We start from the raw sequence: 18,938 nt of genomic DNA, 5'->3' as shown, positions 1-18,938 counted from the left end.
GGGGATCCGCCCGGCCGCCGTTCGTGGGCGGTGCTCGACGGTCCGCTCGGGCTCGAGTCCGGTGCGAAGCTGCCGGGTGTGCGGCTCGCGTACGAGACCTGGGGCAGGCTCGCGCCGGACGGCGCCAACGCGGTGCTGGTGCTGCACGCGCTGACCGGTGACAGCCACGCGGCAGGCGCCGCCGGGCCCGGGCATCCGTCACCCGGCTGGTGGGACGCGCTGATCGGCCCGGGCCGGGCGCTGGACACCGACCGCTGGTTCGTCGTCGCACCGAACGTGCTGGGCGGCTGCCAGGGCAGCACCGGCCCGTCCTCCCGGCGGCCCGACGGCTCCGTCTGGGGCGCCGCCTTCCCCTACCTGACGGTCCGGGACCAGGTGGCGGCGGAGGCGCGGCTCGCCGATGCCCTGGGGATCGACCGGTGGGCCGCGGTGATCGGCGGTTCGATGGGCGGCATGCGGGCGCTCGAATGGGCGGTGAGCCGCCCCGGCCGTACGGGATCACTGCTGATGCTCGCCGCTCCCGCCGCCTCCTCGGCCGAGCAGATCGCCTGGGGCAGCATGCAGATCGCCGCGATCCGGAGCGACCCGGGCTGGCAGGGCGGCTGCTACCACGACGCACCACCCGGCTCGGGCCCGCACCAGGGGCTCGGGCTGGCCCGGCGGATCGCCCATGTCACGTATCGCAGCGAGGCGGAGCTGGGGGCGCGTTTCGGCCGGCGGGCGCAGCCCGGTGAAGTGCCCTCACAGGGCGGGCGCTACCAGGTGGAGTCGTACCTCGACCATCACGCGGCCAAGCTGGTGCGCCGTTTCGACGCGGGCAGTTATGTGGTTCTCACCGAGGCGATGAACGCCCATGACGTGGGCCGGGGTCGAGGCGGTGTCGCGCGGGCGCTGCGCCGGGCGGACATGCCCGCGCTGATTGCCGGCATCGATTCGGACCGGCTCTATCCACCGGCGCAGCAGGCGGAGCCGGCGGCGCTGCTGCCCGGCGCCGACCGTCTCCGGATCATCGAATCCCCCTACGGGCACGACGGGTTCCTCATCGAGTCCGACCAGGTCGGAGCGCTCGTACGGGAGTTGCTGCCCCCGGCCCGCTGACCTGACCCGACCCCGGTCCCGACCGCTCACCTCTTCCCCCTGGAGAACCCATGAGTTCCGTACCACCGTCCGAAGCCGCGTACGACCGGAGGCGGCTTCACCAATGGACCCGCGGCCGTGCGAGATCTGCGGGGATCGACCGCCGTGATCTGCTGAAGCTGGTCGCCGCGGCCTCGGTCGCGGCTCCGCTGATCCCGGCCGCGGGGTCCCCCGCCCACGCGGCGCAGTCGCTCGCGGGAGTGGTGAAGCCCCTGCCGCCGGAGCTGTTCACGGTGCGCGGCACGAACGCCGAGACGAACTTCGCGGCGCTGCGGGACACCGGGCTGCTCACTCCCGCCGACCGCTTCTTCGTCCGCAACCACACCGCTACACCGGTCATCGACCCGGCGGACTGGAAGCTGACGGTCTGGGGCAGCGGGCTGACCGGCGGTCCGGTGGACTTCTCGTACGAAGCACTGCGCGCCCTGCCGTCCGTCACCCGCACCGCGTTCATCGAGTGCGCGGGCAACGGCCGGAGCTTCTTCACCTCGCAGCAGGGCCAGCAGGTCAGCGGCACGGCGTGGACCCTGGGTGCGATCGGGACGGCGCGCTGGCGCGGGGTCCGGCTCGCCGAGGTGCTGCGCCGGGCAGGCATCGGCGGGAACGCGGTCGACGTACTGCCCCGCGGCCTGGACGCGGAGGTCGTCAGCGACGGGACGAATCTGGGCCGGGTGCGCAGGCCCCTGCCGGTGGCGAAGGCCCTGGACGACGTACTGCTCGCGTACGAGATGAACGGGGAGCCGCTGCCGCCGGACCACGGAGCTCCGGTCCGGCTGATCGTGCCGTCCTGGGTCGGCATAGCCAACATCAAGTGGGTGGGCGACATCGAGGTGAGCTCGGAGCCGCTGCTGAGCCCTTGGAACACGGGCCTCTACCGGCTCTTCGGTCCCGGATACCCGCCCGAGGGCAGCGCGCCGCTGACCCGTCAGACGCTCAAGAGCGCGTTCGAGCTCGCGCCGGGCGCCTCGTTCGCCGCCCACCGCAGGCATCTGCTCACCGGCCGTTCCTGGTCGGGCGGAGCGCCGGTGCGCTCGGTCGAGGTCAGCACCGACGGGGGCACCCGGTGGCGTCCTGCGCGGCTGCGCGACGAGCCCAGGCCCGGGAGCTGGGTCCGCTGGACCGCCGACTGGGTTCCGAAGGAGGCGGGCCCGGGCGTGCTGCTCGCGCGGGCGACGGACCGCTCGGGCCGCACCCAGCCGGCGACGACCGCCCACAACACCCAGGGCTACCTCTTCGACGCGGTGGTGAGGCACCCGGTGACCGTGGTCTGAGCGGCTACTCGGGGCGGCCGGCGTAGTACGTGGCGATCATGTCCTGGCCGCCGTGTCCGGCCGCCTCCGCCCGGGTGAACCGTTCGGCGGAGGCGGCGACCAGGTCGAGCTTCACCCCGGAGGCCTCGGCCGCGTCGAGGATCAGCCGGGAGTCCTTGAGCGCGGTGGAGAGCGCGAAGCTCGGGCTGAGATCGCCGGAGAGCACCGCCGCGGACTTGCCCTGGAGGTACGGGGTGTCCAGCGGGCCGCCCTTCATCGCGTCCAGGAAGAGCTGCGGGTCGAGCCCGAGTCCCTCGGCGAGATTGAGGCATTCCGCCACGCTGTTGACCATGTTGATCACCCAGGTGTTGGCGACGAGCTTGAGCCGGGTGGCGGCTCCCGGTTCCTCCCCGATCCACACGGTGCGCTGCCCGATCGCCTCCAGGACGGGCAGTACGGTCGCGCGGGCACCGGACGGGCCGGAGACGAACACGGTGAGTGCGCCCTGCTCCGCGGGCTGCTTCGTGCCGGAGACCGGGGCGTCGAGGTAGACCAGCCCCAGTCCGGCGGCCCGGTGCACGAGGTCGGTCGTGGCGTCGAGGCCGACGGTGGAGCTCTGCAGCCAGACCTGTCCCGGGCGCAGGCCGGGTGTCGCGGCGGTGAGGGTCTCCGCCACGGACCGGCCGTCGTTCAGGGCGGTGAGGACGACGTCGGCTCCGCGTACCGCTTCCTCGGCCGTGTCCGTCACCGTGGCGCCGTGGGTCGCCAGCGGCTCGGCCCTGGACCGCGTGCGGTTCCAGACCCGGACGGGCAGCCGGTCCCTGAGCAGGCTGCGGGCCATCCCGGATCCCATGATGCCGGTGCCGAGGACCGCGACGATCGGTGCGCCCGGGGCGGATGCGGTGGTCATGGGGAGGTTCCCTTCGTCGGTGCGGCGTGGTCCGGGGACCGGTGGGTCTCAAGACTGCCGCAGCGCGCTCTCCAGTACGGCTCGGTGCACGGCTCTGGCGAGTCGCGCGCCCCAGCGCGAACGTGGTCCGGCGAACGGTTCGCCCGGCTGCCCTCCCGGGTCGGGCGCGGCGACGCACACCGCGTCCGTCGGCGTCCCGGAGCAGTCGAGTCCGGCGTCGACGAGAGCCTGGACCTTCGCCTCGGTGGCGGTGGCCACCGCGTTGACCAGGGCGGCGTCGGAGAGCGCAACGGGGACGGTGACGACGATGTTGACGGTGCCGGGCGGCAGCGGGCCGTCGGAGCCTTCGGCCGGGGCGGCGGCCCATCCCCGCACACCGAGGCCACCGGTGACGGTCGCGGTCACGCCGCCGTCCTCGGCGACGGTGTACGCGGTGACATCCGCGGCGGTCATCAGCCCGGCGCCCGGGCCGTCGAGCGCCTCGGCCGCCGCGATCTCCGCCAGGTGCCGGTCGGGGTCGAGCCGGGGATAGCCGCCGGGCACCTGGGCGTTCAGGATCCAGGCGCGCGGACCGATCCCGCCGCCGAGCACGGCGCTGCTGCACACCCGCCAGCCGGGTCCCAGCCGCCAGACCAGATGGTGCAGTCCGAGGCCGTCCTCCTGCCGGGCCAGCAGCTCGCCGCCCTGCCGGGGCACGCTGATGCCTACGGATCCGATGGCGCACCCCCCTGTCAGGCCTGCCGACGATCGGCGGCGGCGCGTCGATCATACGGTCGTGCCAGGGCCGCATCTCCGGCGCACCCGGGAGAGTGCTCACTCGAATGGCGTAACGCGTGTGGCGGACCGAGACACGCGTGAAACGGCGCCACCGCCCCTCCCCGGTGTCCTGCGCCGCTCGCCGCCCAGGCCGGGAAGTTGCAGCGTCCAACCGGGTGAGGCGCGATGGAATCCGGACGCGCCTTCCCTGCTGGACCCAACCGCAGGACGCGCCCGGGCGAGGAGGAATCGGCCATGGGAGCCGCTGACGGTTTCACGGATTCCGGAGAACTCGACGGTCTGACCGTCTACGACAGCGACGGCGAGAAGGTCGGCACAGTGGGGCGGGTGTACGTCGACGACGACACCGGCAAGCCCGACTGGATCACGGTCAAGACCGGCATGTTCGGCATGAAGGAGAGCTTCGTACCGCTTGCCGGAGCCCGCCGTGTGAGTTCCGACCTGCACATCTCGCATCCGAAGGACCGCGTCAAGGACGCCCCCAGGGTGGACGCGGACGCGCATCTCTCCGTATCGGAGGAGGAGGAGCTCTACCGGCACTACGGGCTGACCAGGAAGGGCACCGGTCACGCCGGAGCGGGCGGCGACGCGCGCACGACGTCCGGGACCGGAACGGCTGCCATGGGTGCCGCGGGTGCGGCCGGAGCAGCCGGTGCGGCCGGCAAGGCCAAGACCACCGGCACCCCGGCCGGCATGGGCACCACCGGTGCCGGCATGGGCAGGCATCGCGACACGGAGGCTTCCTCCACGTCCCGCCCGATGGCGGGAGCCGGAGCCGAGCGGGCCGCCGCGGGTGCCGGCGGCCGGGAGGAGATGGTCCGGTCCGAGGAGCAGCTCCAGGTCGGAACGGAGGAGTACGAGAGCGGGAAGGCGCGCCTGCACAAGTACGTCGTGACGGAGAACGTCACACGGACGGTGCCGGTGTCCCACGAGGAGGTACGCGTGGTGCGCGAGCCTCTGCAGCCGGGCGAGAAGGCGACAGGCGCGAAGGGCATGAACGACCTCGGCGAACAGGACGTCGAAGTCACCCTGCACGCCGAACGCGCCACCGTCCGCAAGGAGGCGGTCCCGGTGGAGCGGGTCCACCTCGAAACCAGCAAGGTCACCGAACAGAAGGAAGTCTCCGCCGAGCTCCGCAAGGAGAAGATCGACTACGCGGACGGCAAGGACACGGGCAGCGACAAGGACATGGGCGGCGAGTACGGCCAGGGACGGCGTCGCTGACCCCCTCACACAGCGGCGAAAGGCCGCGCGACAGTAGCGAGGGGCGGACCCGGGCGGTTCACGGGCCCGCCCTCTCGTCGCACTTCCGCCGTAGGCGGACGGCTTCTCCCGGCAGGAAGCGCACCGAGGGGCGCCCGTCCGGCCCTTCCGGCGTCACCACCGCGCGTACACGGTAGACATCCGCGATGAGTTCCTCGGTGATCACCTCCGAGGGCGTTCCGCCGGCCACTACCCGGCCTTCCTTCATGACCGTCACCCGGTCGCAGAACATCGCGGCCAGATTGAGGTCGTGCAGCGCGACAACCGCGGTCACGGGCAGCGCGGCGACCAGGGACAGCAGCTCCAGCTGGTGCTGGATGTCCAGGTGGTTGGTGGGTTCGTCCAGCAGGAGCTCACGCGGCTCCTGGGCGAGGGCGCGGGCTATCTGGACCCGCTGGCGTTCACCACCGGACAGGGTGTGCCAGGACTGGGCGGCGCGGTCGGCGAGACCGGTGCGCGCCAGAGCCTCGCGCACGGCGTCCTCGTCCCCGGGGCCGGGCGCGGACCAGGCGCGCCGGTGCGGGATGCGGCCGAGCCGTACGACGTCCAGGACGCTCAGGTCGACCTGGGTGACCGCGTGCTGGTCGACGACGGCCACGCGACGGGCCACTCCTCGCCGGCCGGTTTCGGCGAGCGTGCGGCCGTCGAGGGTCACGACGCCCGCTCCGGGGGCGAGCACACCGGCCATCACCCGCAGCAGCGTGGTCTTGCCGGAGCCGTTCGGTCCCAGGAGGCCGACCGTGGCGCCGGGCGGCGGCGCGATGCTCACCCCGTCCAGGACCACTCTCCCGCCTGCCTCCCTGCTGACCCGCGCCGCCCGCAGGCCGTCGCCGGGTGTGCCTGTCCCCTGCTGCTCCCGGGTCATGCGCTCCTCCGGGTGCGGTAGAGGACCAGGACGAACGCGGGCACCCCGATGAGGGAGGTGACCACCCCGACCGGGACCTCCTGCGGATCGAGGACGGTCCTGGCCAGGGTGTCGACCCAGACCAGGAACACGGCTCCGGCGAGCGCGGTCACCGGCAGCAGCCTCCGGTGCCCCGACCCGGTCAGCGCCCGGGCGGCGTGCGGCAGGACGAGGCCGACGAACCCGATGGCGCCCGCCGAGCTGACGAGGGCCGCGGTCAGCAGTGCGGTCGTGCAGAGCAGCACGATCCGGGTGCGTGCCACGTGCACCCCGAGGGCGGCGGCGGCGTCCTGGCCGAAGGCGAAGGCATCGAGGGTACGGGCATGGCCGAGGCAGATCAGCAGGGTCACGGCCAGCACGGCGGAGCACATCCACACATCGGTCCAGCCGACCCCGCTCAGCGAGCCGAGCAGCCAGAAGAGCACGCCCCGGGTCTGCTCGGCGTCGGCGGCGGTCATCACGACGAAGGAGGTGAGCGCGGAGAAGAGCTGCATGGCCGCGACCCCGGAGAGCACGACCCGGTCGGTGGATCCGCCGAGTGTGTGGCTGAGCAGCAGGACGAGTACGAACGAGCACAGGGCCCCGACGAAGGCACCGCCCGAGACCGGCACCGCTCCCCCGCCGACGCCCAGGACGACGACCACGACCGCCCCGGTGGACGCCCCCGAGGACACTCCGAGGACGAAGGGGTCGGCGAGCGGGTTGCGCAGCAGCGACTGCATCACGGTGCCGCACACCGCGAGCCCGGCCCCGCACACCGCGGCGAGCAGGGTGCGGGGCATGCGCAGATTCCAGATGATGCCGTCCCGGATCGGGGTCAGCCGCCCGTCGCCGAGGCCGAGGTGCGAGGCCACGGCGGACCAGACGTCCGGGACGGAGATCCGGGCGGGTCCGATCGTGACGGCGACCGCGACGGACAGGAGCAGCAGGGCGACCCCGGCGCTCCACAGGAGGCCGTCGCGCAGGATCCGGGCTCCGGCGGCAGTCCGGGCGGGGGGCGGCGGCTCCGCGCGTACGTCCGGAGCGTGTTCGGTCCTCGTCACCCCGCGAGTCCGAACGAACGCAGCCCCGCCGCGACGCGCTCCACGCCCTCCACGGTCCGGATGGTCGGATTCATGGCCTGGCCGCTGAGCAGGACGTACCGCTTGTGCCGGACGGCGTCCATGTTCTTCGTGGCGGGGTTGGACTCCAGGAACGCGATCTTCTTCTCGGCGCTCTCGGCCGTCTGCGACTTGCGCGTCAGGTCGCCGACGACCAGCACGTCGGGGTTGCGGTCGGCGACGGTCTCCCAGTTGATCTGGGGCCATTCCTCGTGCGTGTCGTCGAAGACGTTCTTCGCGCCGAGCTCCTCGGTGATGATGCCGGGGGCGCCGCAGCAGCCCGCCAGATAGGGGGCCTCGGCATTGGCGAACCAGTAGAGCAGGGTGGCGTCGGACGCGTCGATGTCCGCGGTCGCCTTGTCGATGCGGCCCTGGAGACTCGTGACCAGTTCCTCGCCCCGCTCCGGGACGCCGAACACCTTGGCGAGGTCGCGCACTTCGCCGTAGACGCCGTCCATGGTCAGGGGCTCGGTGCGGGAGCCGTCACTGCTGCCGGTGTTGTCCTTGCCCGCGCAGTCGGTGGGTGAGAGGTACGTCGGTACGCCCAGCTCCTCGAACTGGTCGCGGGACGCCACACCGCCCTTGCCGAGGGTGGATTCGAACGAGGCACTGACGAAGTCCGGTTCCTCGGCGAGGACCTTCTCGGATGAGGGCTGGTTCTCGGCGATGCGGGGCACCCTGGCTTCGTCCTTCTCCAGGCCCTTCATCACCGGGTCCGTCCAGGTCGCGGTGCCGGCGAGCCGGTCGGCGAGGCCCAGGGAGAGCAGGATCTCCGTCGATCCCTGGTTGAGGGAGACGGCGTGACGCGGTGCCGCGTCGACGGTCACCGTGCGGCCGCAGTTCTTCAGGGTCACGGGGAAGCCGTCGGCCGCGCCGTCCGGTGCGGCGCCGTCGGACGTATCATCCCCTCCGCCGCAGGCGGTCAGGAGGACAAGTCCCGCGATGAGCAGGGCGGTTCGGCGTACGGTGCTGGCTATGGGCGGCACGGAGTCCCTCGGCGTCTCTGGGCTCATGCGCGAAGCCCGGTACGGTGTTCCGCCCCCGGTGCGGAAGCGGGTGCCAGCAGGTCTTCGGACTCGGATTCGTCCGGACGGAGCGCCTTCCCGGTGCACCCGAGGGTGTCCCAGTGGCCGTGGCCCCGCCCGTCCCCCTCACCGCTGCGCGTCAGCTCCGGATTCGCACCGGATTCCCTGACTCCACGTGGAGTGTGACTGGCGTCTGCAAGTTATCACGCGGCGTGTCGGCGGCCTCGGGGGCCGTCGCCGGTACGGCGGGCGGGCGTCTTCCCCCCGTACCGGCCGGCTGTCGGGCGGGTCAGCGCTTGGGGTGAACCGATTCGCCGCGGTCCGTCCGCGGCTTCCCGGCCCTGCGGGCGAGCACGGACGTCGTGCCCCAGTAGGCCAGCAGGACGGCGCGCAGACCCAGGATCTCCAGGCGCTCGCCCAGCCGCTCGCACACCGCCCGCTCCCTGCGTGCGGCGCTCATCGGGCGTCTGCCGGGACGGTGTTCCAGGGGGCCTCGGGATCGTCGTACGCGTCCGCGTAACCGGGGCCGGCGATCGGCCAGTCGGCGAGCAGCGCCTCGGGCAGGGCGAAGGAGTCGGCCAGTTCCGGGGCGTGCCCGGCGACGGCCGCGATCAGCTCCTCGGTGGTCTGCGCCAGGGCCTCGACCTGATCACCGCTCAGGAGACCGGCGGCCAGCAGATCACCGCTGTTGCGGGCCAGCCACTCGACGGCGAACAGCCGCTCAAGCTCTCCCAGCCGGTCCCTGGCGGCCCCTTCGGGCAGCGCCGCGCGGGCCTCGGCGTAGGCCTCGGCGGCCTGCCTGTACGCATAGGCCTCGACCCCGCGCAGGGCGGGACCCGAGGCCGCGTTCCATCGTCCGAGGTTGTCGGCGTCGGGCTCGCGCAGCGCGCGCTCCCTGGCCCGGGCGAACCAGATGTCCTGGAGCGAGGCGAGGAGTGCGCCGAGGAAGTCCGGGTCGGCCAGGTCGCCGGCGCACGGGGCCCGGACGTCCTCACGGCCGGGCTCGGCGGCGAAGAGCATGTCGGCAGCCGCCTTGGCGTACAGGGCGATGTTGTCGCCCTCCGCCGTGATGGCTCCCTCCACGCCCGTGACGAGTTCGGTCATGCCGTTGTTCTCCAGCAGTGCCTGCGCGCCACAGCGTTCACGGCTCTCGACGATGACGTCACGGGCCCGCCAGGTGATCCATGCCTTGGCGACATCGACGAGCGTCCCCGCGTCCGTCCGGCCCTCCTCGTCCGTACAGGCCTCCCACCGATCCTGTGCCCTGCGGTACAGCAGGCTCATGGCGAAGACGGTGGCCATGGCCGAGGCGAGCGGCCCGTGGTGGGTCCGGTGGGCGTTGACGGGCACCGGCGGCGTGCCCCGGGTCCCGGAGATCATGCGGTGGCCGCCGTAGCGCACGGCGACCGCCAGGGTCGCGCGGGCCGAGCCGGCCGCGCAGGCGCTCATGGAGATCCGGCCGGGCATGACCCGCCCGATGGAGGTCAGGAAGCGCCGCCGCCTGTCGCCCGGTCCGGTTCTGAACTCCTCCGGGGCGTCGCCCTCCTCACCGGATCCCAGCAGAGCGTCCCTCGGGACGAAGAGCCGGTCGAACGAGGTCAGGCAGTGGTCCACCGGACTGCCCATCCGTGCGGGAAGCCGCCGCACCCGGATGCCTGGCAGCGCCTGCACCTCGTCGGTGAGCGGCACCAGGAAGAGGCGTACGCCGTGGTCCGACCCTTCGGCCACCAGACGCGCCGCGACCAGTCCGGACTTCGCTCCGCCCGCCGGACTCGTGTTGGGCATGAACTTCTGCGCGCCGGCGTTCGGGGTGTCCAGGACGAAGCCGTCGCGTTCACGGTCGTACGTCGCGGTGGTCTCCATGGCCGCCGCGTTGTTGCCGTGCGCCACCTCCGTGCAGAGGAAGGTGCCGATGCGCCGCATCGTCAGATAGTCCGACAGGTCGCGGCGGCCCACGCAGTCGTGGTCGAGGAGGCTGCCGAGGAAGAGGTTGTAGTGGATGCCCGCCACGGTGGTCAGTGCGGGGTCCACCGGCCCGAGCCAGGCGTGCAGGGCGGCCAGCGCTCGTGGGTCGGCGGCGAGTCGGGCTCCGCTGTCGAGCGCTCGGTTGAGGATCCGCAACCGGTCGTAAGCGAGCTCCAGTCGCTCGTCGGGCGTTCCACCAGCGGGGCGGCGGAACGGTTCTGTACTGATCAGCCGCTGCCAGAAGCCGTGTTCGCGGCGGAATTCCGGACCGAGGAGGACGCCGGTCAGCAGTTCGGTCGTGGACGGTGGGACGGTGTCGGTAAGGGTCACGGTCATAACGAAATCAACGACCGGGGTACGGACGAGGACACCCTGGGCGCCCCTACCGCTCCGGGACGGGCAGAGCGGCCAGGGCAGCCTCCAGCTCCCCCTCGTCGGGAGGCAGGGCCCCGGCCCGCGCGACTGTCACGGCGGCAGATGCCACGGCGTGGCGCAGCACGTCGCCCAGGACGGCGGTGTCCAGGGAGCGCAGCCGTGCGCGGCCCTGCGCTCCGAGCAGTCCGTACGAGGCCAGGGCGTGCAGGGTGCCGGACATGAAGGCGTCGCCCGCCCCCACCGTGTCCGCGACCTGGACGGGCGGCGCGCCGATGCTCACCGCCGAGCCCGGCAGGAACGCCGTTGCCCCTCCGGCGCCCCGGGTGACCAGAACGACCGCCGGCCCGGAGCGCAGCCACCGCCCGGCGGCCTCCTCAGGGGTCTCGTCCGGGTAGAGCCATCGCAGGTCCTCGTCGCTGGCCTTGACGACGTCGCTCAGCCCGACGAAGCGCTCCGCCCGCAGCACGGCACGGGCGCGGTCCCCCATCAGCTCGGGCCGCACGTTGGGGTCGTAGCTGACGGTCGCCGCGGCCCGGTGTGAGCGGACGAGGTCCAGGACGGTGCCGGCGCCGGGCTCCAGGGCGGTGGCGATGGACCCGGTGTGGACGTGCCGGGGCGGCTCGACGGGCTCCTCCACCGGGCCCAGCGTCCAGGTGATCTCGAAGCCGTACGTGGCCCGGCCCGCGTCGTCGAGGTCGACCGTGGCGGCCGGGGTGGGGTCACCGCTCCCGTCCGTCAGGACCCGCACGCCGGCCGAAGCCAGGTGGTCCTCGATCAGCCGCCCGTTGGAGTCCCGGCCCAGCTGGGTGAGCAAGGTGGTGCTCCGGCCCAGTCTCGCCAGCCCGTACGCGACGTTCGCGGGGCTGCCGCCGGGATGGATCCGGTCCGGCGCGCCCGGCAGCCGGACGATGTCTGCGACGCATTCACCGATGACCAGGAGGGCTGGGCTGTCGGGCATGGGGCGGCTCTCCTGGAGGAATCGGGCGGCAGTGCCCGTGTGCAGCACGGCTGTCACGGGACACACTGCCGACGATTCTGCCCCGTGTGCGGGGAGCCGCGGAGACCCGGGGCTCAGGGGGCGTCCTTGCCCCCTTCGTCCCCGTACCGCCGCTCGAACTTGGCGACCTGGCCCTCGGTGTCGACCACCCTCGCCTTGCCGGTGAAGAACGGGTGGCTCTCGGCGGAGATCTCCACATCGATGACCGGGTAGCTGTTGCCGTCGTCCCAGTCGATCGTCTGCTCGCTGGACGCGGTGGACCGCGTCAGGAAGGCGTATCCGGCGGAGCGGTCGCGGAAGACCACGGGACGGTACGACGGGTGCTTGTCCTGTTGCATCTCTGCTCCTGGAGGTACGGGGATCTCGCGTCCCGGCTTCGGGCCAGCCTCGCCAAGGGCGGGGCCCCGCGCGATCCGGGGGCGTCCGTACGGAGCAGAGAGGGTGCTCAGTCGCCCGCCGCCCCCTCCAACGCGTCCGCCACGAGGGCGAGGAAGCGCGCGTGGGCCTGCGGACTGCACAGGGGTTCCGGATTCCACGGCACGGTCCGCGCGCGTCGCCCGGCGGGCTCCCAGGCAGGGGCGGCGACCTCGTCGAGCGGGATCGCGTTGGACCGGATGTCCGTCAGGACGATGCCGGGCTCCAGGGCCGCCGCGGCCGCCCAGTCGACGGTGGCCCAGTTGACGCCGGCGCCGTCGGGCGGGGACACGAGGCCGACCCCCAGCTCGGCCAGGACCCGCAGTTCGGGCCACATCTGGGGGCGGGCGGCATACGCCTGCTCCTGGCTCGCGGGGGAGAGTGCCACCACCCTGGCGCCGCCGGGAGTGGCGCGGGCGGCCTCGCGGAGCCGCTCACGGGCGGCGCGCAGGTCGTCGGCGGCATCCGGGACCGGGGCGCCGCCGAGCGAGCGCGCGAGCTCGGCGAACCGCTCGGCGACCCGGTCGAGGGTGCGCGCCTGGCCCACGTCGATCACCACGACCGGGACGCGCTCCTCCAGGTGCTTGGCGGTGTCCGGGTCCAGTCCGTAGAGCTGGCCGTGGCCGTAGCTGACGGCGACGACCAGGTCGGGCCTGCCGCGTAACAGCGTGTCCACGTCCAGGTCGTCGCCCGCGCCCCGGTAGTCCACGGCGTCCAGCGGGAGCGTGCCCGTCTTCGCGTGGTCGGGCTCCGGCCCGTCGTGTCCGGAGCCGAAGATCCCCTCCGGGCGTATCCCGTAGTCCCACAGTGTCGCTCCCGCCTGGACGTACGCGAGCACCCGGGACGGCCGGCGGTCCGCCACCGCCAGCTGGCCCCGGTCGTCCGCGAAACTCCACGCGCTCTGCTCGGTCATGCCCCTCACCCCTCCGAACCGGCGGCCTGGGCGCTCTCCCGGGCTCGCCTCCCACTACCTGCCCAGCCCACCGGCTCCACATCCTCCGTGGAGCGCCCCAGATAGGTGAGCGGCCCGGGGTCGGGGACGTCGATCACCTGGAATGCGAGCCGGTCGTAGAAGGCCCTGGCCGGGGTGTTCGCCGTCAGCATGGACAGATGGGCGGCCCGGACCCCCTTCCGGTGCAGGGCATCCAGGAAGGCGCGCATCAGCTCCCTGCCGTGGCCCTTGCGCTGCCACGGCGGCAACAGGTCGATGTGCAGGTGCGCGGGGTGTCCGTCCAGCTCCGGAAGGATCATCCGCTCGGGACGGTACAGAAGGGCCGTCATCGCCTCGGTGAGCGTCTCGGGTTCACCCTCCGGCTCGGGGAAGCGGTCCGTCACCAGGGGGAGCCAGATCTCGCGGAAGGCATCCACGAACCGGCGCGTGTCCGCCGTCCCCAGGACGTAGCCGACCGCACGTCCGGAACCGTCGTCCAGGACGAAGGTCAGCTCCGGTTCGAGATGGGCATAGGGCTCGGCGAAGATCGCGGGCATCAGCCCGGGATCGGGGTGCAGATGCGTGCTGTCGCCGCCGTTGTCGGCCGTGCGGACGCAGATGTCCGCGAGGGCCTCCCGGTCGGTGGGCCGGTAGGGACGTACGAACGCGGTTCGGGTCATCGCTCCATCCTTCCCACCTGGGAGCGCTCCCACAAGGCCCTTGGGCCCTTCAGGGCACCTCGCCCTCACGGCGGTCGTCCGTGCGGGCCAGTTCGACGTTGAACTGGGCGCCGGTCAGGAGTGCCAGATTGGTGAACCAGATCCAGATCAGGAAGACGACCAGGCCGGCCAGCGAACCGTACAGCCGGCTGTAGCTCCCGATGTGGGTCGCGTACAGCGCGAATCCGGCCGAGGCGATCAGCCAGAGGAACGCGGCGAGCACCCCGCCGGGCAGCCCTTTCCGTACACCCCGCGCCGAACGCGGACCGGTGCTGAAGAGGACCACGATGAGGCAGGCGACCAGGCAGAGCAGCACGGGCCATTTGAGGCCCGCCCACAGTGTCTCGCCGGCTTGTGCCAGGCCCAGCCGACGGCCGAGCCAGCGCGCCAGGGGCCCGGTGAGTACGAGGGCGAAGGCGCTGGCCATCAGCAGGACGAGCAGTCCGACGGCCGAGGCCACGATGATGTGCGCCTGGCGCAAAGGGGGCCTGGTGTCCTTCACCTGGTGCATGGCGTGCATCGCCCTGCGGAAGACCGCCAGATAACTCGAGGCGGACCATACGGCGCTCACACTGCCCGTGACGACCAGCAGCCAGACGGCGCTGCGCTCCTGGGTGGCCGCCTCCAGAGGCCGGCGGAGTGCCGCTCCTGACTCGGCCGGTGCGAAGGCCGTGATGTCGGCGATCAGGGCGTTGGTGGCGCCGGGGTTGGCCAGGCCGATGACGGAGACCGTGACGAGGAGCGCCGGGAGCAGCGCCAGGATGGCGTAGTAGGTCAGGGCCGCCGCCCAGTCGGAGAGGTCGTCGTTCCACAGCGATACGGGGGTCCGGCGCAGTGCGGTGCGCCAGCGCCTCCGCGAGGGGCGCCCCTCCGGGGGCGCGGTTCGTTCCGCGACGGAATCGTCGGTCCTGCTGGGCACGCGGTTACTCCGGGGGACGTAGGAAAGGGGGACGGACAGGACGCCGCCACCGTGTGCCCGGCGTCCCGGCTGCCCCCCTTTCTCTCATGCCTCGATCCCGCGGGTGTACTCCAGGTCGGCTCAGTCGTTGACGGCGGTGAGCAGCACCACCGCGTCCTCCAGGGCCAGCAGCCCGTGCCGCTCCTGGGGAATGGGGTGCAGCCCGCCCGCCGCGAGGTCCACGTCCCCGGATCCCGCGGTGAGCCGGACAGTGCCGCGCAGGACCTGGAGTGACGCGGCGGGCGGCGCGTTGTGCTCGTCGAGGGCGGATCCCTCGGTGAGCGCGATCACCGTCTGCCGCAGTGGCTCCTGGCGCAGCAGCAGGTGCGCGCTGCGCCCGTGCGCGTTGGCCCGGGCCGCGGCCAGGTGCTCGTCGGCGAGAGCGTTGAGATCATCCATACGACCACTGTGCCGCAGCCTCCGCTCCCCCGCTATCGCTTCGTACGCAGCCAGGCCGCGGTGTCGTCGGGCAGCAGACCGGAGTCGTCCACCGGGCCGCTGGTCAGCAGAATCTCCTCATGGCTCGGGAGCGGGACCGGGCTGCCCGAGAGGTTGACGACGCAGATCAGGCCGTGGGTCCGCATGAAGGCGAGGACTCCCGGGGGCGACGGGAGCCAGTTCAGACGGCCGTCGGCCGTCTCTCCGGGGGCGGCGGCGAAGCCCGGCTCGGCGCGGCGCAGCCGCAGCGCCTCGCGGTAGAGCGTGAGCATGGAGCCGGGATCGGTGCTCTGCCCGTCGGCGGCGTACGGGGGCCAGGCCGCCGGCTGCGGCAGCCAGGGTTCGACGGTGGACCCGAAGCCCGCGTACGGCTCGTCGGCGGACCATGGCAGTGGCACCCGGCAGCCGTCCCGCCCCGGGTCGATGCCACCGGAGCGCAGGTGCATGGGGTCCTGGATCCGCTCGCGGGGGATGTCGGCCTCGGGCAGTCCGAGCTCCTCGCCCTGGTAGAGGTAGACGGCACCCGGCAGCGCGAGGGAGAGCAGGGCTGCCGCCCGTGCCCTGCGGGTGCCGAGCTCCAGGTCGGTGGGCGTGTCGAAGACCTTGGCCGCGAAGTCGAAGCCGGTCGCCTCACGTCCGTAGCGGGTGACCGTGCGGGTCACGTCGTGGTTGCACAGCACCCAGGTGGCGGGGGCTCCCACCGGGGCGTGCTCGGCGAGCGTGTCGTCGATCGCGGAGCGCAGCAGCCCGGCGTCCCAGGGGCAGGCCAGGAAGTTGAAGTTGAAGGCGGTGTGCAGTTCGTCGGGCCGCAGATAGCGGGCGAAGCGCTCGGAGTCGGGGAGCCAGACCTCGCCGACGAAGATGCCGTCGTACCGGTCGGCGATGGCCCGCCACGACCGGTAGATGTCGTGGAGTTCGTCGCGGTCGATGTACGGATGGGGGTCGGTGCCCTTGACGAAGTCGGGCAGGGCGGGGTCCTTGGCGAGCAGGGCCGCCGAGTCGATCCGCACACCGGCGACGCCCCGTTCGAACCAGAAGCGCAGGACGTCCTCGTGCTCCTGGCGGACCGCGGGGTGCGCCCAGTTGAGGTCGGGCTGCCCGGGGGCGAACAGGTGCAGGTACCACTGGCCGTCGTCGACCCTGGTCCACGGGGTGCCGCCGAATTCGGAGACCCAGTCGTTGGGCGGGATCTCCCCCTCGTCGCCGCGTCCCTCCCGGAAGTGGAAGAGGTCGCGCTCGGGACTGCCGGGGGCGGCGGCCAGCGCCGCCTCGAACCAGCTGTGCCGGTCGGAGACATGGTTGGGAACGATGTCGATGATGGTGCGGATACCGAGCTCACGGGCTTCGGCGATGAGCTTCTCAGCCTCTGCGAGATGGCCGAAGGCCGGGTCGATGACCCGGTAGTCGGCGACGTCGTAGCCGCCGTCGGCCAGTGGGGAGAGATACCAGGGGGTGAACCACAAGGCGTCGACGCCCAGTTCGACGAGGTAGGCCAGCCTGGCCCGCACTCCCGCGAGATCGCCGGTGCCGTCTCCGTCGCCGTCGGCGAAGCTGCGTACGTAGATCTGGTAGATGGCGGCGTCGCGCCACCAGGGTGCGGTGGCCTCGGACGGACGGTTGGCTGCCACGTGGCGTTCCTTTCGGGCAGGTGGTACTCCGCCCCCGGCCCGGACGCGGGGCATGCGATGGGAGGGCCGGCGGCGGAGTGCTGGTGGGAGGCGGTGGTTCGGGGTGGCGTCAGCCCTTCAGGCCGCCCGCGGTGAGACCACTCATGATGTTGCGCTGGAAGAGCAGGAAGATGAGCAGCGTCGGGACGGACGCGATGGTGAGCGCGGCGATGAGGACGTTCTGCGGGACCCCGTTGGACAGCGAGTAGATGCCGACGTTGAGGGTCTGCTTGCCCGGGTCCGGCAGGGTGAGCATCGGCCAGAGGAAGTCCTTCCAGACTCCGACGACCGCGAAGATGGAGACGACGCCGAGGATCGGCCGGGAGATCGGCAGGACGATGGAGCGCAGGGTGCGCAGGGGCGAGGCACCGTCGATGGCCGCGGCGTCGAGGAGCTCACCCGGGATGGAGTCGAAGAACCGCTTCAGCAGGAAGATGTTGAAGGCGTTGGTGACCGAGGGCAGCCAGATCGCCCAGGGCGAGTTGAGCAGGTTGCGCTCGAAGACAGGCAGGTCGAGGACCGTCAGGTACTGCGGCACGACGAGGACGGTCGCCGGGATCATCAGCGTGGCGAGCATCATGCCGAGGATGACCTTGCCGAAGACCGGCCGCAGCTTGGACAGCGAGTAGGCGGCGGCCACGTCGAGGACGAGCTGGAAGGCGAGTGCCCCGAACGCGTAGTAGAGGGTGTTGAAGAGCAGCTGGGCCAGGTCCATCACGGTCCACGCCTGGGAGTAGTTCTCCGTGTGGATCGAGGAGGGGAAGGCGGTGGGCGGGCTCTGTACGACTTCCTGGGTGGTCTTGAGGCCGCCGGTGACCATCCAGTACAGGGGGCCGAGGAACACCAGGGTGAAGCCCACCGCCACCAGGCCGAAGACGATCCAGTAGACCGCCTTCCCCCGGGGCCGGCCGAGCTGGGCCGGTGAGATCAGGGTCCGCTGGCGGCCCTGGTCCGCGTCCCGGCGGCGGGCCTTGCGTCCGCCGGACCCGCGCCGGGAGACAAGCGTGTTCGATGCCATCGTCGTGCTCCCGTCCTAGTCTTCGCTGCTGCGGCTGAGGCGTACGTACACCGCGGAGAAGCCCGCGAGGACGACCAGCAGGAGGAGGCCGAGGGCCGCCGCTCCGCCGTAGTTGTTGAAGTTGAAGGCGTACTGGTAGATGAGGTAGACGACGGTCGTGGTGGAGCCCTCGGGGCCCGCGCCGTTGGTGAGCAGGAACGGCTCGGTGAAGACCTGCATCGTCGCGATGATCTGCATGAGCAGCAGCAGCGACAGGATGAGCCGGGTCTGCGGGATGGTGACGTGCCAGATCTTGCGGAGCACTCCCGCACCGTCGAGCTCGGCCGCCTCGTACAGCTCGCCGGGAATGCTCTGGAGGGCCGCGAGATAGATCAGTGTGGCCCCTCCCATGTTCATCCAGGTCGACGCGATGACGACGGAGAGCATGGACGTGCCTGGGTCCTGGAGCCATTGCTGGGCGGGCAGATGGAGGAATTCCAGGATGCGGTTGAAGAGTCCGTAGCCGGGGTCGTAGAAGTACTTGAAGAGCAGGACCGAGGCGACCGGCGGCAGCATGACGGGCAGGTAGACAAGCAGGCGCAGGTAACCCTGCGCGTGCCGGAACTCGTTGATCACGACGGCGACGACGAACGGGACCACGAAGCCCAGCAGGAGCGCCAGGACGGTGAAGAGCAGGGTGTTGCGCCAGGCCTGCCAGAACGCGGGGTCGTTGAAGACGTAGCTCAGGTTGGACCAGCCGGCCCAGGTCGTCCTGCCGTCCTCGGTCTTCTGGAAGGCCAGGACGAATTCCCTGACCATCGGATACCAGGAGAAGAAGGAGAAGCAGAGGACGGCTCCGATCAGGAAGCCGTGCGCCGTGATGTTGCGGCGCAGGGCGCGCACGAACTCCTCGCGGGCGGAGTCCGGCCCGGTGGGGCGTTGGTGGTTCCCGGGTGGCGGCGCGCTCGCCTTCCCGGTGGACAGGGTGGGGGCCGACATGGTGTCTCCTCGGTGCCGGTGCAGTGCTCGCAGACGGACGGTGCGGAGGCGGGGCCGGACCCGCCCGGCCCGGCCTCCGCGCGTCCGTTACTGGTTGGCCAGGACCTGGTCT

General features: G+C 72.0%; 19 protein-coding genes and 1 riboswitch. Of the genes, 3 read left to right on the top strand and 16 right to left on the bottom strand.

Annotated elements, in window-relative coordinates:
• Positions 1-1,098 (top strand): homoserine O-acetyltransferase MetX (locus ACFWFI_RS26590; protein ID WP_387394772.1); only part of this gene is annotated, 1,098 nt, incomplete at its 5' end.
• A 50-nt stretch (positions 1,099-1,148) separates the two neighbouring features.
• Positions 1,149-2,408: a sulfite oxidase gene (locus tag ACFWFI_RS26585; protein WP_387394770.1), complete on the top strand. Its 1,260-nt coding sequence runs from the start codon at positions 1,149-1,151 to the stop codon at positions 2,406-2,408.
• Positions 2,409-2,412: 4 nt separating this feature from the next.
• Here the strand turns inward: ACFWFI_RS26585 and ACFWFI_RS26580 are convergent, their stop codons facing one another.
• Together ACFWFI_RS26580 and ACFWFI_RS26575 are read right to left on the bottom strand one after the other, a co-directional pair.
• Positions 2,413-3,297: an NAD(P)-dependent oxidoreductase gene (locus ACFWFI_RS26580; RefSeq protein ID WP_387394768.1), complete on the bottom strand. Its 885-nt coding sequence runs from the start codon at positions 3,295-3,297 to the stop codon at positions 2,413-2,415.
• A 48-nt stretch (positions 3,298-3,345) separates the two neighbouring features.
• Entirely contained in the window at positions 3,346-3,969 is a 624-nt protein-coding gene (locus tag ACFWFI_RS26575) for an adenosylcobinamide amidohydrolase (protein WP_387394774.1), read from the bottom strand.
• Positions 3,970-4,308: 339 nt separating this feature from the next.
• On the opposite strand from ACFWFI_RS26575, the gene ACFWFI_RS26570 reads away from it, so the two are divergent.
• The gene (locus ACFWFI_RS26570; RefSeq protein WP_387394767.1) at positions 4,309-5,298 is read left to right on the top strand and encodes a PRC and DUF2382 domain-containing protein; all 990 of its coding nucleotides are present in this window, start codon (positions 4,309-4,311) and stop codon (positions 5,296-5,298) included.
• A 58-nt stretch (positions 5,299-5,356) separates the two neighbouring features.
• On the opposite strand, the gene ACFWFI_RS26565 is transcribed toward ACFWFI_RS26570, so the two are convergent.
• The 14 genes from ACFWFI_RS26565 to ACFWFI_RS26500 form a co-directional block, all read right to left on the bottom strand.
• Positions 5,357-6,202, bottom strand: a complete 846-nt coding sequence (locus ACFWFI_RS26565; RefSeq protein ID WP_387394765.1) for an ABC transporter ATP-binding protein — start codon at positions 6,200-6,202, stop codon at positions 5,357-5,359.
• Positions 6,199-7,284, bottom strand: coding sequence for a FecCD family ABC transporter permease (locus ACFWFI_RS26560; protein WP_387394763.1), 1,086 nt, complete (start codon positions 7,282-7,284; stop codon positions 6,199-6,201). The genes ACFWFI_RS26565 and ACFWFI_RS26560 overlap by 4 nt, the downstream gene beginning before the upstream one ends.
• On the bottom strand, positions 7,281-8,354 hold the full coding sequence (locus tag ACFWFI_RS26555; RefSeq protein ID WP_387394761.1) for an ABC transporter substrate-binding protein: 1,074 nt from the start codon (positions 8,352-8,354) through the stop codon (positions 7,281-7,283). Before ACFWFI_RS26555 ends, ACFWFI_RS26560 begins: the two co-directional genes overlap by 4 nt.
• Before the next feature lie 30 nt (positions 8,355-8,384).
• A riboswitch (cobalamin riboswitch) is annotated at positions 8,385-8,572 on the bottom strand.
• An 83-nt stretch (positions 8,573-8,655) separates the two neighbouring features.
• The gene (locus tag ACFWFI_RS26550) at positions 8,656-8,826 is read right to left on the bottom strand and encodes a hypothetical protein (protein ID WP_387394759.1); all 171 of its coding nucleotides are present in this window, start codon (positions 8,824-8,826) and stop codon (positions 8,656-8,658) included.
• Positions 8,823-10,667, bottom strand: a complete 1,845-nt coding sequence (locus tag ACFWFI_RS26545) for an acyl-CoA dehydrogenase family protein (protein WP_387394757.1) — start codon at positions 10,665-10,667, stop codon at positions 8,823-8,825. Before ACFWFI_RS26545 ends, ACFWFI_RS26550 begins: the two co-directional genes overlap by 4 nt.
• A gap of 46 nt (positions 10,668-10,713) precedes the next feature.
• Positions 10,714-11,664, bottom strand: coding sequence for a carbohydrate kinase family protein (locus tag ACFWFI_RS26540; RefSeq protein ID WP_387394756.1), 951 nt, complete (start codon positions 11,662-11,664; stop codon positions 10,714-10,716).
• A 113-nt stretch (positions 11,665-11,777) separates the two neighbouring features.
• Positions 11,778-12,041 (bottom strand): type B 50S ribosomal protein L31, encoded by a 264-nt coding sequence (locus tag ACFWFI_RS26535; protein WP_387394754.1) that lies wholly within the window; start codon positions 12,039-12,041, stop codon positions 11,778-11,780.
• A gap of 107 nt (positions 12,042-12,148) precedes the next feature.
• Positions 12,149-13,030, bottom strand: coding sequence for a substrate-binding domain-containing protein (locus tag ACFWFI_RS26530; RefSeq protein WP_387394752.1), 882 nt, complete (start codon positions 13,028-13,030; stop codon positions 12,149-12,151).
• A gap of 5 nt (positions 13,031-13,035) precedes the next feature.
• Positions 13,036-13,728, bottom strand: a complete 693-nt coding sequence (locus tag ACFWFI_RS26525; RefSeq protein WP_387394750.1) for a GNAT family N-acetyltransferase — start codon at positions 13,726-13,728, stop codon at positions 13,036-13,038.
• A gap of 49 nt (positions 13,729-13,777) precedes the next feature.
• Positions 13,778-14,686 carry a YihY/virulence factor BrkB family protein gene (locus tag ACFWFI_RS26520; protein WP_387394749.1) on the bottom strand — a complete coding sequence of 303 codons (909 nt, stop codon included), beginning with the start codon at positions 14,684-14,686 and terminating at the stop codon, positions 13,778-13,780.
• Between the two features lie 120 nt (positions 14,687-14,806).
• Entirely contained in the window at positions 14,807-15,124 is a 318-nt protein-coding gene (locus ACFWFI_RS26515; protein ID WP_387394747.1) for a cupin domain-containing protein, read from the bottom strand.
• A gap of 32 nt (positions 15,125-15,156) precedes the next feature.
• Positions 15,157-16,791 (bottom strand): glycoside hydrolase family 13 protein, encoded by a 1,635-nt coding sequence (locus tag ACFWFI_RS26510; RefSeq protein WP_387394745.1) that lies wholly within the window; start codon positions 16,789-16,791, stop codon positions 15,157-15,159.
• A gap of 109 nt (positions 16,792-16,900) precedes the next feature.
• Entirely contained in the window at positions 16,901-17,848 is a 948-nt protein-coding gene (locus ACFWFI_RS26505) for a carbohydrate ABC transporter permease (protein ID WP_387394743.1), read from the bottom strand.
• Between the two features lie 15 nt (positions 17,849-17,863).
• Positions 17,864-18,826, bottom strand: coding sequence for a carbohydrate ABC transporter permease (locus ACFWFI_RS26500; protein ID WP_387394741.1), 963 nt, complete (start codon positions 18,824-18,826; stop codon positions 17,864-17,866).
• Positions 18,827-18,938 lie beyond the last annotated feature (112 nt).

It is taken from the genome of Streptomyces sp. NPDC060209, assembly GCF_042728155.1.
Taxonomy (GTDB): domain Bacteria; phylum Actinomycetota; class Actinomycetes; order Streptomycetales; family Streptomycetaceae; genus Streptomyces.
The sequence above is the reverse complement of the archived record's forward strand: the minus strand, read 5'-3'. Positions and strand labels throughout refer to the sequence as shown.

What these genes read in the sequence shown, in the direction of transcription:
- ACFWFI_RS26585 (WP_387394770.1), top strand. Translation starts at nt 1,149, where the DNA reads ATGAGTTCCGTACCACCGTCCGAAGCCGCGTACGACCGGAGGCGGCTT.
- ACFWFI_RS26580 (WP_387394768.1), bottom strand. Translation starts at nt 3,297, where the DNA reads ATGACCACCGCATCCGCCCCGGGCGCACCGATCGTCGCGGTCCTCGGC.
- ACFWFI_RS26570 (WP_387394767.1), top strand. Translation starts at nt 4,309, where the DNA reads ATGGGAGCCGCTGACGGTTTCACGGATTCCGGAGAACTCGACGGTCTG.
- ACFWFI_RS26565 (WP_387394765.1), bottom strand. Translation starts at nt 6,202, where the DNA reads ATGACCCGGGAGCAGCAGGGGACAGGCACACCCGGCGACGGCCTGCGG.
- ACFWFI_RS26555 (WP_387394761.1), bottom strand. Translation starts at nt 8,354, where the DNA reads ATGAGCCCAGAGACGCCGAGGGACTCCGTGCCGCCCATAGCCAGCACC.
- ACFWFI_RS26550 (WP_387394759.1), bottom strand. Translation starts at nt 8,826, where the DNA reads ATGAGCGCCGCACGCAGGGAGCGGGCGGTGTGCGAGCGGCTGGGCGAG.
- ACFWFI_RS26545 (WP_387394757.1), bottom strand. Translation starts at nt 10,667, where the DNA reads ATGACCGTGACCCTTACCGACACCGTCCCACCGTCCACGACCGAACTG.
- ACFWFI_RS26540 (WP_387394756.1), bottom strand. Translation starts at nt 11,664, where the DNA reads ATGCCCGACAGCCCAGCCCTCCTGGTCATCGGTGAATGCGTCGCAGAC.
- ACFWFI_RS26535 (WP_387394754.1), bottom strand. Translation starts at nt 12,041, where the DNA reads ATGCAACAGGACAAGCACCCGTCGTACCGTCCCGTGGTCTTCCGCGAC.
- ACFWFI_RS26530 (WP_387394752.1), bottom strand. Translation starts at nt 13,030, where the DNA reads ATGACCGAGCAGAGCGCGTGGAGTTTCGCGGACGACCGGGGCCAGCTG.
- ACFWFI_RS26525 (WP_387394750.1), bottom strand. Translation starts at nt 13,728, where the DNA reads ATGACCCGAACCGCGTTCGTACGTCCCTACCGGCCCACCGACCGGGAG.
- ACFWFI_RS26515 (WP_387394747.1), bottom strand. Translation starts at nt 15,124, where the DNA reads ATGGATGATCTCAACGCTCTCGCCGACGAGCACCTGGCCGCGGCCCGG.
- ACFWFI_RS26505 (WP_387394743.1), bottom strand. Translation starts at nt 17,848, where the DNA reads ATGGCATCGAACACGCTTGTCTCCCGGCGCGGGTCCGGCGGACGCAAG.
- ACFWFI_RS26500 (WP_387394741.1), bottom strand. Translation starts at nt 18,826, where the DNA reads ATGTCGGCCCCCACCCTGTCCACCGGGAAGGCGAGCGCGCCGCCACCC.